Origin of the sequence: Ferrimonas sediminum, from assembly GCF_900100175.1 — a bacterium.
Lineage (GTDB): Bacteria > Pseudomonadota > Gammaproteobacteria > Enterobacterales > Shewanellaceae > Ferrimonas > Ferrimonas sediminum.
This window is the reverse complement of sequence record NZ_FNEM01000004.1, coordinates 144,871-158,972: the sequence shown is the minus strand read 5'-3', so window position 1 is coordinate 158,972 and position 14,102 is coordinate 144,871. Positions and strand designations below refer to the sequence as shown.

Sequence of the window (14,102 nt, the reverse complement as noted above, 5' to 3'; positions counted from 1 at the left end):
TCGGTTACAGAGAGACGCCGGCAAAGGCCATAAAGCCCAGCGCCATCAATCCGGTAGAAATAAAGGTGATGCCAATCCCCTGCAGCCCTTCCGGGATGGCAGAGAATTTCATCCGCTCCCGCAGACCGGCCAGCAGCACAATGGCCATGGCCCAGCCGGTGCCGGAACCCAGGGCAAACACCACCGACTCGGTCATGTTGTAGTCGCGGTTGGCCATGAAGATCACCCCGGCAAAAATGGCGCAGTTGACCGTCAGCAGCGGCAGGAAGATCCCCAGAGTCTGGTACAGGGCCGGTGCGTACTTATCCAGCACCATCTCCAGAATCTGCACCAGTGCGGCAATCACGCCGATGAAGGTGATCAGCTTCAGGTAGCTCAGATCCAGGTTGGGCAGGCCGGCCCAGGCCAGGGCGCCTGGCTTCAGAAAGTTAACGTAGATCAGTTGGTTTACCGGCACCGCCAGTGCCATTACCACGATTACCGCCACGCCCAGACCAAAGGAGGTGGACACCTTCTTGGAGACGGCCAGGAAGGTACACATGCCCATAAAGAAGGACAGTGCCATGTTGTCGATGAAGACCGCCTGCATAAACAGGCTAATGTAATGTTCCATGGGAGCTCCTTAGCCTTTTTTACGCTGAATCACGTGGATGGCCCAGATCATCAGCCCGATGAGGAAGAAGGCGCTGGGGGGCATCTTGAACATCTCGTTGGCCAGGTACAGACCACCGTTTTCGGCAGTGGTGATCACCTCGTGGCCGAACAGGGTGCCGCTGCCCAGCAGCTCGCGGACAAAGCCGACGCCGATCAGGATGACGCCGTAGCCCATGGAGTTACCCAGGGCGTCCACCACTGACATCAGCGGACCGTGCTTCATGGCGTAGGCTTCCGCCCGCCCCATGACGATGCAGTTGGTGATGATCAGGCCAACGAACACCGACAGCTTTTGTGACAGCTCATAGGCCACATCCTGCATCACCATGTCGACCACAATCACCAGAGAGGCGATGACCGTCATCTGGGCGATGATGCGCACACTGTTGGGGATCATCTTGCGGATCAGCGAGATAATCAGGTTGGAAAACACCAGTACAAAGGTGACTGCCAGGGTCATGACCACGGCGGTTTCCATGGAGTTACTGACCGCCAGGGCGGAACACACCCCCAGCACCTGCATGGCAACCGGGTTGTTGGCGAAAATCGGGGTCGTCAGAACCTGTTTGGTTGCGTTACTCACCTCAGGCCTCCTTGTGTAAGGTGTTCAGGAAGGTCTGGTAGCCTTCGGGGCCGAACCAGAAGCGCACGGCTTTTTGCAGGCCTCGGCCGGTTTTGGTCGCGCCACTGACGCCATCAACGCCGTGGCTGTCGCCGGCTTTGGCACCGCCTTTGACCACCGCCAGTACCGGTTTGCCGCTGTCATCGAAGATCTGCTTGTCGTGCCAGCCCTTGAGCCACTGCGGGTCTTTAAGGAAGTCGGTCAGGCCGGGAGTTTCGCCGTGCTCGGAGACCACCATGCCTTCGATGGTATTCAGATCGGGCTGAATCGCCACGAAGCCGTACACCACAGACCACAGCCCTTTGCCATGAATCGGCATCACCACGCTGGTCAGCTGGCCGTTGTCGTCCACCACCTTAAATACTCGAGCCTGGTTGGCGCGTCGCTTGATGCGGGCCAGATCTTTCTTGGGTTTGACCGAGGTGTCCGGATTGATGGCCGCCATACGGTCATCGAAATCGAGAATCTCTTTTTCGCTCAGGTCGGCGGTCTCGCCGCTGTCCAGGTTCACCAGCATCGGGGTAACGTGCTTGTCGAACATCTCCTCGACGTCGCCCTGAATATTGGCGGCCACCAGTACGTAGCGCTTCAGCTCGCTGCGTTTTTTGACCAGCTTGCGCTCTTTCAGCACTTCGACGGTGCCGGTGATCATAAAGGAACACAGCAGGCACAGCACCACACTGAAGGTCATGGTGCCGAGCACAGAATCTTTATTAAAGGCCATTGCGTGCCTGCCTCCGTTTGATGTTGGCTCGCGCCACCAGGTAATCGAAAATCGGTGCCCACAGGTTGCTGAACAGAATCGCCAGCATCATGCCTTCGGCCATCTTGGGGTTGATGACGCGAATCAATACCGCCATCACACCAATCAGTACGCCGTAGGCCCAGCGCCCCTTACGGGTGTAGGTGCTGGTGACCGGATCGGTGGCCATAAACAGCATGCCGATGGCAAAGCCGCCGGTGACCAGGTGCCAGGTCCACGGCATAGCGAACATGGGGTTGGTGCTGGAGCCAATTAGGTTAAACAGGGTCGCGGTGGCGACCATGCCGATGAATACGCCACCGACAATGCGCCAGGAGGCCAGGCTGGACAGCATAAGCAGGCTTCCGCCGATCAGCAGGGCCAGGGTGCTGGTTTCACCGATCGCGCCGGGGGTGAAGCCGAGGAAGGCATCCCACCAGGCGGCGTCACTGAAGGCCTGATACCAGGGGTAGTCGGCAAAGGAAACTTTGCCTGCTGCAGCCTGGGCCAGGGTGGTGGCACCGCTGAAGCCATCCACTGCCACTATCTGGCCGGTGGCACCAAAGACCGTGGGGTAGGCGAAGTACAGGAATGCCAGACCCGCCAGAGTGGGGTTGAGGAAGTTGCAGCCCATGCCGCCAAACACCTCTTTGGCCATGACCACGCCGAAGCTGATGCCCATGGCCACCATCCATAATGGGGTGGAGATCGGCAACACCAGTGCGAACAGCATGGAGGTCACGAAGAAGCCTTCGTGCAACTCCTGGTTACGAACCCGGGCAAACACCACTTCCCAGAACAGGTTAACCAGAAGTGCGGTGACGTAGATAGGCAGGTAGAAGCTGGCGCCGTAGCTAAACAGGGCCACAGCGGAGCTGTCCTGATTGAGGGGGCCAAACAGGGTGTTGAACAGCCCCAGTTGCCAGGCGTCGACGGCGGCAGCGCCGGCTTGCAGGGCCAGTTGTGCCTGCAAACCCTGGTTGTACATGCCAAACAGCATCGCCGGCATCAGGCACAGCATTACCACGTGCATGGTGCGTTTCACATCGATGCCATCGCGAACGTGTACCTTGCCCGAGGTCGGGCGGGCGTAAACGATAAACAGCGAACGCAGGTAATCCTTCATGGAGTTACCGTGGGCGTAGTAGGCGTCCTGGCCACGTTGGTTGTGATCAGTCATTACCCTTCCTTCTCAATAATGTCCAGGCAGGTGCGCAGCTCTTTGCCGAAGTCGTATTTACTCGGACAGATAAAGGTGCACAGGGCCAAATCTTCTTCGTCCAGCTCCAGTGCCCCCAGGGCCTGGGCTTCGTCGGTGTCCTGACAGATAAGGTCACGCAGCAGCAGCGTCGGCAGAATGTCCAGCGGCATCACTTTTTCAAACTGGCCATAGGCCACGATGGCGCGTTTGGAGCCGCCGGAGTGGGTGGTCAGGTCGAATTTCTTGTTGCGGGTGAACAGCGAGGTCACTGCCCGGGCAATGGAGAAACGTTGGTGGCTGGGGCGTGCCCAGGACAGCAGCTTATGCTGGGTGTCTTCGGTCAGGGCCGAGATCTGGGTGTGGTAGCGCCCCAGGAAGTCGCGCGGACCGGCGGCGGTGTGGCCGGACAGCAGTGAGCCGGAGACCACACGGGAGAATCCCGGCTTGAGTTCCTGCTGCAGCAGCGGCGTCAGTTCTGCACCCTGTGGGACCCGTACCAGCCGCGGTTGGGTCACGTTGGGGCCGGCCAGGGACACCACCCGATCGGTACACAGCTCACCGGTGGTGAACAGCTTGCCGAAGGCGATGACGTCCTGATAACCGATGTGCCATACCTGGCGCTCCAGGCTGACTGGAAGAATGTGGTGGATGTGGGTGCCCACCAGGCCTGCCGGGTGGACGCCGCCGAAGCGGTGACTCTCGATCCCGGGCAGATCGTGACCGGGCAGGCTGCCCTGATCGTCATGGCACAAATGGACACTGTGGTCGGTAAGTGCTGTCAGGACCGCCAGCCCGTCGGCAAACGCCTTGGACTGTTCAGCGATGATGATTCGGGGATCTGCCGCCAGGGGATTGGTGTCCATGGCGGTGACGAAGATGCCTGCCGGAGCGCTGCCTGGCTGTGGTGCCCGGGAAAACGGACGGGTGCGAAGGGCGGTCCACAGGCCACTGCGAATCAGGTTAGTTTGCGCCTGGGTGCGGGACAGCGAGGCCAGATCATCGTAGGCATCGAACTGAATCGCTTCGTTGCCCTCGACGCGGATCACCACCGATTGCAGCACCCGGCGGGCACCACGGTGGATGGCGGTCACCACACCGCTGGCGGGCGCAGTGTAGATCACCCCTTTGTTCTTTTTGTCTTCGAACAAAGGCTGGCCCTTCTTCACCACGTCACCCACCTCCACCATCATGGTGGGTTTGAGCCCGGCGTACTCTTCGCCAAGCAGGGCTACGTGGGATGGGCTCAGGCTGGATTCAATGATTTGCCGGGGCTCGCCGGCAATGGGCACATCAAGGCCCTTCGTTATTGTTTTTACCTGGTCTGAGGAACTCGCCATCGCAAACATCAACCGTTAGAAATAGGACGAAAAATGATAAATCACACTCGGGCAGACTTCCGATAGAGATGTCACATTTTGGCACTCAAATTGAAAGTTTTTACTTGTAAAGTTACGAGATCAGGCGGGGCATTTTTTCTGATTTGTTAATGGATAGGCAGTTTTAGCCTTCTTAATCAGTAATTTGTGTGACATTGGTGGTGTTTGGGTGGGTTTTTGTGCACATCCGCAAGGATTTAAAGATGATCAAGCAACTACATTATGCGCTTGCGTCGGTCTGACCAGTGGTTCTGGCTGACGGCGAGAGCCGGGTTGCCGTGCTGGTGAATAACCCAGCAGCAGCGCACAATTTTTCTGCGCCGGTGCTAGTGGGGGACGGGCATAAAAAAAGCGGCGCCGCAGCGCCGCTTGTGGGGTGGTGAAGCCGGGTTAGCCGTTGCGGGCGGCCATGGCCCGGGTCAGTACAGCCAGGGTGGTACCGTTGTGCAGCAGAGCACTGGCGGCCGGGTTGAGCCACCCCATGGCTGCCGCCAGCATAATGCCACTGTTGACCACTTCGGTCAGGCGGATGTTGCTGTTGATCAGCGTCATCGCTTCCTGTGCCAGTTGACGGGCCTGGGCGATGCCCTGCAAGTTGTCCTGCAGCAGGACAACGTCGGCCGCCAGGTGGGCCAGATCGGTTCCGGTGGCCATGGCCAGGCCGACGTCGGCCTGAGACAGTGCCGGCGCGTCGTTGACGCCGTCGCCGACAAACAACACCTTGTGTCCCTGCTGTTGCAGCGTGTCCACCACCTCGGCTTTGCTGTCCGGGGTGGCTTCGGCGAAGTACAGGTCAAAGCCCAGCTCCTCGGTGAGCTGACGAGCCTTGGAGGCGGTGTCACCGGTAAGCAGAACCAGATTACGAATACCACTGTCGCGCAGTTGTTGCAGTGTTTGCTGCACCTCTTCGCGTAGGGTATCCCGCAGGCCGATAACCCCAATGGGCTGATGTTCATTGGCCATGAACAGCAGGTGCTTACCTTCTGACTCCAGCCGGGAGATGGTCTGCTCCAGGCTGGAGAAGTCGACCCCTTCGTGGGCTTCCAGGTAATGGCGGCTACCAATCACCAACGGGTGCTCGTTGATGAAGCTTTTTAGTCCATGGGCGATGACGTAATCCACTTCGCCATGTTCGATATGGGGCAGGGCGTGGTGCTTGGCGGCGTTGACAATGGCCTGCGCCAGCGGGTGGTTGCAGTGCTCCTCCACCGAGGCGGCCATGGCCAGCAACTCCTTGGCGTTCTCCTGCTCACGCAGGCAGATGACGTCGGTCACTTCCAGATCGCCATAGGTCAGGGTGCCGGTCTTATCGAACACGCAGGTGTCGACCTGGGCCAGGTTCTCCATGGCGCGGCCGCCCTTGAGCAGCAGCCCCTGTTTGGCAGCCCGGTACATCATCGACTTGAAGGTGACCGGTGTGGACAGCTTCAGGGCGCAGGAGTAATCCACCAGGAATACCGATGCCAGCCGCTCCAGATCCCGGGTCATGGCAAACACCGCCGTACCGATGGCCAGGGTGATCTTCACCCGCCGTTCGGCCATCTCCTGGGTTGCCAGCTGAGTTTGACTCTTCTCTCCCAGGGACTGGGCGATGATGGCAGCGATCTGGGCGGTGGTGGTTTCACTGCCGACCTTATCGATACGCATCCTGACTTTGCCGTCGTGGATGGCGGTTCCGGAATAGAGGTAGGCGCCGTCTTCCCGGCGTACCGGCACCGACTCGCCGGTGAGACTGGCCTGATTCACCAGGGCGGTGCCGTCGACAATGTGACCGTCGGCGGGCACCATGTCACCGGGACCCAGTAACACCTCGTCGCCGAGCACCAACTCTTCAGAACTGATCTGCTGCTCCTGGCCATCACGGGCCACCCATACGGTGCTGTGCTTTGGCTGCATCAGCTCCGCCAGCAGGTTGTCGCTGTTGCGGCTGGTCTCCTGCTCCATGTACTCGCCGGTGGACAGCAGGGTCTGGGTTAGCATGGCGGTCTTGTAGTCGCCGCGCCAGGCCGACAGGCCGATGGCGATGGCGTCCAGCACTTCGACCCCGAGCTTTTTGTCCTTGAGCTGCTCGAGCCCTTCGCCAAGTGTCGGCGTGATCAGAGTGAGAGTCGAGGCGGCGGCGTAGCCTTTGGGGATGAAGCAGGCGGCCAGCAGCCCCAGGGTATTGAGCGCGATGTCGCCCCGGGTAAACTGGTGCTCACTGTCGCCCGCAACCGCCTGTTGCCAGTCCAGCTGTTGCAGCCTTTCGCTGATCTGCTGGTATTGAATCAGGTCGGCGTCGTAGCTGACCACCAGTGACTGGGCCGCTTCGTTGACCCGGACCGACTGCACGCCCTGCACCGACAACAACCCCAGTCGCAGCCACTCAGACAGGCCGTCTAACGGCTGGGCTGCCCCCAGTCTGAAGCGGACGCGTCCGGGAATGTGGTGTTTGACCACAACGTGAGTCATCAGTCTTCCTTATGCAGGTTGCGGTAGTACTCCAGTTCGGCTTGGGTGTCTTCCAGACGCTCCTTGAGCTCCTCCACCTCACCGCGAACCGTTGACCACACCTTGGTGCCGGTGTTAGCCACGCCCTGCTGTACTTTCTTGTTTGACAGCAGGTAGGCCACGGCGGCACCGGCAACCAGGCCGGTGAGCAGGTGGGTGCGGGAGTTCTGGCTCTGGTAGGGCGCGGGCTGTGGCGCCACCGGCTGCTGAGCGTAGGGGTAGTAGTAGGGATTAGGTGTTTTGTTCATTGCGATTTTCCATTAATTCGTCAATTAGGTAGAGACTGGCGGCACCGGCGCACAGCACCGTGGCCAGAGACAGCACCGGTCTGCCGGCCATCTGTCCGGCGACGGCGGTGGCCACGCCACCGGCCAGGCCGGCTTTGGCCGCATCCTTGAGTACCTTGGTGGTCATGTCGTTCACCGCCAGTTCGCCACTCTGGTACTGGGACCACTGTGATACCGCCGATGCCGTGCCCCCCAGCAGGGCGCTGGCGATCATGGTGCGGCTGGCCGGGCTCAACTGGTTGGAGCCATTACTCATTGGGGCTGCCCGCTTCGGTTACCGGGGCGTCGGCCTGTGGCGCGGCGGCTTGTGGTGCCTCGGTAGCCTCGGGATGACGATGACGCTCTACCGACTCCTTGAATCCGGCCTTGCCGGCGGCGAAGGTGTCTTTAAACACATCGCTGGTCATGGAGACATTGTCGCTGACATTGGACGCCGTCTGGGTTGCGGTTTGCTTGACCTTGTCGGTACCGGTCTTGAGCATGTCGCCAGCACCGCTGACCAGGTTCATCAGGTTGCCACGGACGTTGTCGTTACTGAGGATCAGCGCCGCTGCGGCACCGATCATCGCCCCTTTCCAGAACTCTTTATCGTCGACGCCCAGCTTGTGCATCAGGTCTTTGAACACACCGGCCTGGTCACCCATCAGCCCTTCCAGCATCTGCTGGCCTTGTGCCATCAGCGGGTCGAAGCCTGACTCAGGCTGCTGGCCCGGGTGCGGCGGCTGGGCATAGTGGGGGTGGTGACCATGGGGCATTTGCTGCTGGTGCATCTGTTGGTGCATCTGCTGCATCTGGGGCGGCATCTGCTGCTGCATATGCGGGTACATCGGCTGGTGCATGTGCGGCGGGTATGGATACATGGCCGGATGCTGATAGTGAGGATGCATATGGGGGTAACCGTAGGGAGGGTACGCCATGTTTTGCTCGTCCTTGTTACTCATTGTGATTGACTCCGGCTTGATAAATTGGGGTTAGGGTAGTGATGAGCGTGGTGCAGGCGTTGCTGGCTTGCTGTTCGCAGGGGCTGAACAGCTGGTCCAACAGATCCGGCTGAATCACGCCGTGGTCGTATTCCAGGATCAGACTGTTGCTGCTGGTGTTCAATTGGTAGCGTTTCAGCGGCGGAAACTGGGTAGCCTGCTCCATCGCTTTTTCGGCTTTAAACCGCGCCATCTGGGTGATCAGCGTGGAATTGAACTTCAGTCTTATGCGCCCGGGGATGTGGTGGGCGACGTGCACCCACTGTCTCAGTTTCAAGACTTCAGAAGTCCATTCGGTCATAAATTTCAGTTAACTAGTGGCAGGAAGAATAAGGCGGATTCTCACACGAAAAAGCATCCAAAAACCTGTTTTGGATCAAAGAATTTCCGTTGTTTTCCTGTAAGAAACAAGCTAGTATAATTGATAATCAATCTCATTCATGGTGTTGTTATGAGTACCTACATTCACAAGACAGAGCGTCGACTGCGGGTTCGGTCCGAGTTCATTCTTAATCATCCTGAGCAGGTGGCCGAGTTGATTGAGCAGCTTAATGAGATTGATGCGGTATTGGGGGTAACTCACAAGCGTTATGCCGGCTCGGTGGCCATCGTGTTTGATCATAATGAGATCGATGCCGACTCACTGCTGGAAACCGTCGAGAGCCACGGTTGGTTGCGCAGTCAGCAGCGCAGCGCCTTTGTGGAAAATGCGGTGAAGAACGGTTCCAAGACGCTGGTGAAAGGGGTGGCGATGATGGCGCTAAAACGTGCTATTGGCCCGACCGTGGTGCGCGCACTGGCGTTTGCCTGAGCACCTCATCTCCTCGCTGACCACGCTACCTCGAACCATTTACCCCGTTCGGGTTGGTTTCTCAGATGCCTGTCTCTTGTTGTTCCCTGCCCCAGGTTGATGCCGTTAGGGGCTCGGCAGCGTATTTTCTTTTCTGTTTGTTTCTTTATTTGATTACAGTGCGAATTTTTTGCGGGCGCAGTTGCAGATGCCGCCCATCCTGGCCGGACAGCGTTTACAGGGTGGAGACTTCAGTGGTAGCCGTGCCAGGGAAAGGTTATTGGTGGCGGCACCTGGCTGAGGTACTGGCGTGTTCGCAGCCATTGGCCGAAAGGTGAGGTTGGCCCCCTCATTGAACCAAGACAGCAGCGGATTCAGTGGCCCCATCAACTCCCGGGCCGCAGACAGCCCGGCATCCTGGGTAATGGACAGTAATTCGCTGCGTACCGCCGACGAGGGGCGCGGCAGAATGCGCGACGCCTTAGGCGCGACAGCGCGGCCCGATTTGGCCAGCTTCTTTAACTTCTTCAGCGATGACGACATCTGATTTCGCTAATGGTTATCATTTGCATCCATTATTGCGTTTTTTCGGCCGACTTTCCATCTTAGACAGCCCCTGGGCGCGATGAATTTTTCGATGCATTGAGTCGGCAGCCTCGCAATGACAGTGAGGCCTCATTGCGCTGGTGGCTTTCGGCTTGTCAGGGAGCTTTGAGGGAGCGGGGGATTCAGCAGCCCAAGGTGACGGAGGCCTGGATGGGTATGGGGCGGTTTCGGTATCAAGGCAGCCGGGTGGCAGTGAAGCAGGCAAAAAAAAGCCCACCTTGCGGTGGGCTTTTTCAGATGTTTGGTGGAGTCGGGGGGAGTTGAATAATGCAGCTAAATGCTTAATAATTATACTGCTTGGTTCTTGTTATTTATTGCCATATGCCAAATTAAATGCCAAAAGAAAAAAAGTGGCATCCAAATTTATTCACAATCTCCAGCTCCAGTATAGGTGGTTAGATGGCCAGGGACAGCAATGGACGCTTTTGTGCAGGAAATACCGCTGCCAAGGCAAAACGTGGGTATAAAGATCGGGGCCGTCAGCTGGCCAGGTTGTTTACTGACGACGACGTTCAGCTGGTATATCGAACTCTAATGCGAAAGATCGTTGAAGGCGATACCACAGCGCTGTCTCTGGCTGCCCGTTATGTCGCTGTTCCAACCAAATCTGCCTACCCTCCGACCCCTTTCAGTTATAACGCACAGGACCCTCTGGCCGGTGCCCAGTCGGTGATGCAGGCCATTGCTCAGGGTGAATTGCCGGCAGATGTAGGTCGTTCCCTGATTGAGGGACTGATGTCAGTGCAGCGTATACGTGAAGTGGTAGAGCTGGAAGGTCGGTTGGGGCAACTGGAAGCGAAATTGAAGGAGCAATCATGAAACGTCTGGAGGTTCGTATGGAACGATTGGAAAAGAAGTTGGATCAGACTGACGATGATTTGACCAAAGCGTTGGACCACATCAGCTATCTGATGACGGAAGTCTACGGGCCGATTCCGAGGCGAGAGGATTTTTCGGAAGTACCCTCTTCACCGGAGGAGGCCGTGTAGGCATTTATCCATGCCTAGGGGGAGGGGCTGCAAACGGGCATCCCCCCCCCCCTGGGTATTAAATATGGTCTCGTAACGAGGCCCATTTTTTACCGAGGCAAAAAAATACGGGCAATTTACGGTGTCAGGCGTAGTGATGGTGCGTCTTGAAGTTCTCCGCCTGCTCGAACACGTCGTGGTAGACATCATCAATGGCTACCGGCGGATACCCATTTTTGGACAGCAGCATGATCAGCTCGACCTTCAGCGCCGACTTGATGTCTTCGCGGTTGTTCCAGTCCGGATACTTGGCTTTATCGTCCACCACCGCTTTTACCTTGGTTGCCAGCTTCAGCAGTCGGACTTCGTCATAGCTGAACTGGTACTTCACCGCTACCGCTTTGAGAATGTCGTAGAACGCTTTCTCTTCGATGGTGATACCCAGATCTTTGAACGACCCCATCTCCTGCTTGAGGTCGGCCATCAGGCTCAGGAAGCTGTCTACGGCCTCCTGATGCACCTCGACGGTGAAGGCGTCTTCCTCTTTGCGTTCGTTGTACAGATCCACCAGTGAGCGGAACTTTTTGGCAAACTCAATGGCCTGGTGCTGGTTGGTTTTCTTAAACTCGCCCAGCGCTTTGGCCAGCATCTTTTTCAGCAGCTCGATCTTGGTGTTGGGCAGTTTAATCTTGTCCAGCCGGGCCAGATAGTCCTCATCGAAGATGTCGATCTTTTCGGCCCCGTCTTCGCCAAGGTTGAAGATCTCCTCCACCCCGTCGGCACGGATCGCTTCGGCAATCATCTCCCTGACTTTGGCGTTCATCTGTGCCGTATCAGGTGCTTCGCCTTTGGTCAGCTTGAAAATGATGGAACGAACCGCCAGGTAGAAATGGATCTGGTCGCGCTCACTCTGGCTGAGTTTGTCACTGCCACAGCAGACGTCGTAGGCGGCCTTGAGGCGTTTTACCAGCGCCATGAACCGCTTTTCCAGCTTGCCTACACTCAGCACAAACTCCGCCGCCCGGTTGAGGCAGTTGAGTTGTGGCACAGGTTTTCCGCTGAAATAGTCGCTGGCGTCGAACTTGTGCATCAGCTTGCCCAATAGGCTCAGGTGATCTTTCACCACCACCACCGACGCCTGAATGTCCTCGAAGTTGGACTCGTCGGCTTTGGAGAACTTGGCCAGCGCCTGGTTCATCTGTCGCTTGATGCCGATGTAGTCCACCACCAAGCCTTTGTCCTTACCCTCAAATTTGCGGTTCACCCGCGAAATGGTCTGGATCAGGTTGTGCTGTTGCACCGGCTTGTCGATGTAGATGCTGTCCAGGAACGGTACGTCGAAACCTGTCAGCCACATGTCCACCACAATGGCGATCTTAAAGTTGGACTTATCGTTCTTGAATTGGCGATCCAGCTCTTTGCGGTATTCCTTGGTGCCCAGCAGATCGTACAGCGCCTTTTCGTCGTCCTTGCCACGGGTCATTACCATCTTGACCCGTTCCATTGGCTTGACGCTCTTACGCTCCTGCTCGGTCAGGCTGCTGCCCGCTTCGCAGTCCAACACGGTAAACCAATCCGGTCGCAGCTCCCGTAGCTCCTGATACAGCTGCCAGGCAATCTCGCGGCTACTGGAGACAAACATCGCCTTACCCTTGATGGTGGAGCCTTCCGACAGCCGCTGCTCGTAGTGGGCCACGAAGTCTTTGGCCAGGGCTTGAATGCGGTCGGGGTCGCCGAGAATCGACCCCATGGAGGCCATCGCTTTCTTGCTCTCTTCGATCTGGTGTTCATTGCTGCCCGCGTCGGCGCAGTCCTGATAGTACTTGTCGATCTCCTGCAGCTTGGCGTCATCGAGTATCACCTTGGCGGCGCGGCCTTCGTAGACAATGCGCACGGTGATCTCATCGTTGACCGACTCGCTCATGGTGTAGCTGTCCACCACCTGGCCGAACACATCCAAAGTGGCGTCAATGGGCGTACCGGTAAAGCCGACGTAGGTGGCATTGGGCAGTGACTGATGCAGGTAATGGGCAAAGCCATAGGTCTTGCGGACCCCCTTGTCGGTGATCACCAGTTTCTGATCCAGATTGACCTGGGAGCGGTGGGCTTCGTCAGAGATGCAGATAACATTACTGCGCTCGGTCAGCAGCTCGGTGTCTTCGGTGAATTTGTGGATGGTGGTCAGGAACACGCCGCCGCTCTTGCGCCCTTTCAGCAGTTCTCGCAGGTGGGCACGGCTGGTAACGGTTTCGATGACATTATCGCCCACGTAGCCCTTGGCGTTGGTGAACTGCCTCGAAAGTTGGTCGTCCAGATCGGTGCGGTCGGTGATCAGTACAATGGTCGGGCTTTCAAACTCCAGGCTTTTCATCAGCCGCCGTGACAGAAACTGCATGGTAAAGCTTTTGCCGCAGCCGGTGGCCCCGAAGTAGGTGCCGCCCTTACCGTCGCCGCCAGTGCCGTCAGGCCGGCGCTGGGCCGCCTTGATGCTGTGGTACAGCTTGTTCACCGCGTAGAACTGGGGGTAGCGGCAGACGATCTTTTCTTCCTTGTTGGAGACATCGGGGAAGAAGATGAAGTCCCGCATCACCAGTCTCAACCTGGCCTTATCAAACAGGCCGTTCAGCATGGTGTGCAGGGAGTTGATGCCGTCTTTCTCTACCGACTCGTCACCGGTGATCTTGCGCCAGGCGTAAAAAAACTCGTAGGGGGCAAACAGGCTGCCCATCTTGTTGTTGACGCCGTCGCTGATGACGCATAGGGCATTGAACACAAACAGCTGCGGAATGTCTCGGCGGTAGCGGACGGTCAGCTGCTTCCAGGCATCGTAGATGGTGGCGTCATTTTCACGGATGGCGCTCTTGAACTCGAATACCACCAGAGGCAGGCCGTTGACATACAGAATGCCGTCAGGGATGCGGGTGGTCTCCTTGCCCTCAATTTCCAGTTGGTTGACCAGCCGGTAGATGTTGGTGTCTGCATTATCACTGGAGGTAAGTCCTGCCACTTTTGCCAACGACTCACCCACTTTGGCGCCCAGTTGCTCCAGTCCGGTGTAATCCAGCAACTGAATGTGCAGATCCTTTTGCTTGGGGTCGTCCCGTTTCAGCAGGAAGCCGTCGGACAGCCAGTGACAGAATATCTTGTTGCTGTCGTACAGGTCACTGGCAGGGAGGGACTGAAGCTGACGAATGACCGACTGAATTTCGCTCTGGGTGATACCGGCATCACCGTAGCGTTTGGCCAGGAAGGTACGCAGATCTTCCTCCAACAGCACGCTGTCAGATCGCCGAGCAATCTCCGCACCCAGGGTATGGGGATAGCCCTGCTCACCCAGCAGAGCGATAATGGCGTTTTCCAGTTGGGCTTCGTCAAACTTCTTCATG

15 protein-coding genes are annotated in these 14,102 nt (G+C 57.6%); 3 read left to right on the top strand and 12 right to left on the bottom strand.

Translation table 11 applies throughout. The features are described 5' to 3' along the window. Positions 1 to 4 precede the first annotated feature (4 nt). From nqrE to BLT77_RS06685, 10 genes are all read right to left on the bottom strand, one after another. Complete coding sequence (gene nqrE / locus BLT77_RS06730) at positions 5 to 613, bottom strand: NADH:ubiquinone reductase (Na(+)-transporting) subunit E (RefSeq protein WP_028113951.1); 609 nt, start codon at positions 611 to 613, stop codon at positions 5 to 7. Positions 614 to 622: 9 nt separating this feature from the next. After that, entirely contained in the window at positions 623 to 1,237 is a 615-nt protein-coding gene (locus tag BLT77_RS06725) for an NADH:ubiquinone reductase (Na(+)-transporting) subunit D (protein ID WP_090363864.1), read from the bottom strand. Between the two features lies 1 nt (position 1,238). Further along, the gene (locus tag BLT77_RS06720; protein ID WP_090363861.1) at positions 1,239 to 2,000 is read right to left on the bottom strand and encodes a Na(+)-translocating NADH-quinone reductase subunit C; all 762 of its coding nucleotides are present in this window, start codon (positions 1,998 to 2,000) and stop codon (positions 1,239 to 1,241) included. Next, on the bottom strand, positions 1,990 to 3,198 hold the full coding sequence (locus tag BLT77_RS06715) for an NADH:ubiquinone reductase (Na(+)-transporting) subunit B (RefSeq protein WP_090363858.1): 1,209 nt from the start codon (positions 3,196 to 3,198) through the stop codon (positions 1,990 to 1,992). Before BLT77_RS06715 ends, BLT77_RS06720 begins: the two co-directional genes overlap by 11 nt. After that, positions 3,198 to 4,556 (bottom strand): Na(+)-translocating NADH-quinone reductase subunit A, encoded by a 1,359-nt coding sequence (locus BLT77_RS06710; protein ID WP_090363855.1) that lies wholly within the window; start codon positions 4,554 to 4,556, stop codon positions 3,198 to 3,200. The genes BLT77_RS06715 and BLT77_RS06710 overlap by 1 nt, the downstream gene beginning before the upstream one ends. A gap of 429 nt (positions 4,557 to 4,985) precedes the next feature. Beyond that, the gene (locus tag BLT77_RS06705; protein WP_090363852.1) at positions 4,986 to 7,046 is read right to left on the bottom strand and encodes a heavy metal translocating P-type ATPase; all 2,061 of its coding nucleotides are present in this window, start codon (positions 7,044 to 7,046) and stop codon (positions 4,986 to 4,988) included. Continuing rightward, positions 7,046 to 7,333, bottom strand: coding sequence for a YtxH domain-containing protein (locus tag BLT77_RS06700; protein ID WP_090363849.1), 288 nt, complete (start codon positions 7,331 to 7,333; stop codon positions 7,046 to 7,048). The genes BLT77_RS06705 and BLT77_RS06700 overlap by 1 nt, the downstream gene beginning before the upstream one ends. Next, positions 7,317 to 7,628 (bottom strand): magnetosome protein MamC family protein, encoded by a 312-nt coding sequence (locus BLT77_RS06695; protein WP_090363846.1) that lies wholly within the window; start codon positions 7,626 to 7,628, stop codon positions 7,317 to 7,319. The genes BLT77_RS06700 and BLT77_RS06695 overlap by 17 nt, the downstream gene beginning before the upstream one ends. Further along, positions 7,621 to 8,313 carry a YtxH domain-containing protein gene (locus BLT77_RS20235; RefSeq protein ID WP_176819216.1) on the bottom strand — a complete coding sequence of 231 codons (693 nt, stop codon included), beginning with the start codon at positions 8,311 to 8,313 and terminating at the stop codon, positions 7,621 to 7,623. Before BLT77_RS20235 ends, BLT77_RS06695 begins: the two co-directional genes overlap by 8 nt. Then, on the bottom strand, positions 8,306 to 8,653 hold the full coding sequence (locus BLT77_RS06685) for an HMA2 domain-containing protein (RefSeq protein WP_090363844.1): 348 nt from the start codon (positions 8,651 to 8,653) through the stop codon (positions 8,306 to 8,308). The genes BLT77_RS20235 and BLT77_RS06685 overlap by 8 nt, the downstream gene beginning before the upstream one ends. A 150-nt stretch (positions 8,654 to 8,803) precedes the next feature. On the opposite strand from BLT77_RS06685, the gene BLT77_RS06680 reads away from it, so the two are divergent. Further along, positions 8,804 to 9,163 (top strand): HMA2 domain-containing protein, encoded by a 360-nt coding sequence (locus BLT77_RS06680; RefSeq protein ID WP_090363841.1) that lies wholly within the window; start codon positions 8,804 to 8,806, stop codon positions 9,161 to 9,163. Positions 9,164 to 9,316: 153 nt separating this feature from the next. Here BLT77_RS06680 and BLT77_RS06675 read toward each other — a convergent pair whose 3' ends face one another. Beyond that, positions 9,317 to 9,685 carry a hypothetical protein gene (locus BLT77_RS06675; RefSeq protein WP_090363839.1) on the bottom strand — a complete coding sequence of 123 codons (369 nt, stop codon included), beginning with the start codon at positions 9,683 to 9,685 and terminating at the stop codon, positions 9,317 to 9,319. A gap of 597 nt (positions 9,686 to 10,282) precedes the next feature. Here BLT77_RS06675 and BLT77_RS06670 point away from each other — a divergent pair. Both BLT77_RS06670 and BLT77_RS20230 read left to right on the top strand, forming a co-directional pair. Continuing rightward, positions 10,283 to 10,567 (top strand): hypothetical protein, encoded by a 285-nt coding sequence (locus BLT77_RS06670; RefSeq protein ID WP_143026579.1) that lies wholly within the window; start codon positions 10,283 to 10,285, stop codon positions 10,565 to 10,567. Beyond that, the gene (locus tag BLT77_RS20230; protein ID WP_176819215.1) at positions 10,564 to 10,737 is read left to right on the top strand and encodes a hypothetical protein; all 174 of its coding nucleotides are present in this window, start codon (positions 10,564 to 10,566) and stop codon (positions 10,735 to 10,737) included. Before BLT77_RS06670 ends, BLT77_RS20230 begins: the two co-directional genes overlap by 4 nt. 124 nt (positions 10,738 to 10,861) lie before the next feature. Here BLT77_RS20230 and BLT77_RS06665 read toward each other — a convergent pair whose 3' ends face one another. Then, on the bottom strand, positions 10,862 to 14,101 hold the full coding sequence (locus BLT77_RS06665; RefSeq protein ID WP_090363833.1) for a type I restriction endonuclease subunit R: 3,240 nt from the start codon (positions 14,099 to 14,101) through the stop codon (positions 10,862 to 10,864). Position 14,102: the final 1 nt, after the last annotated feature.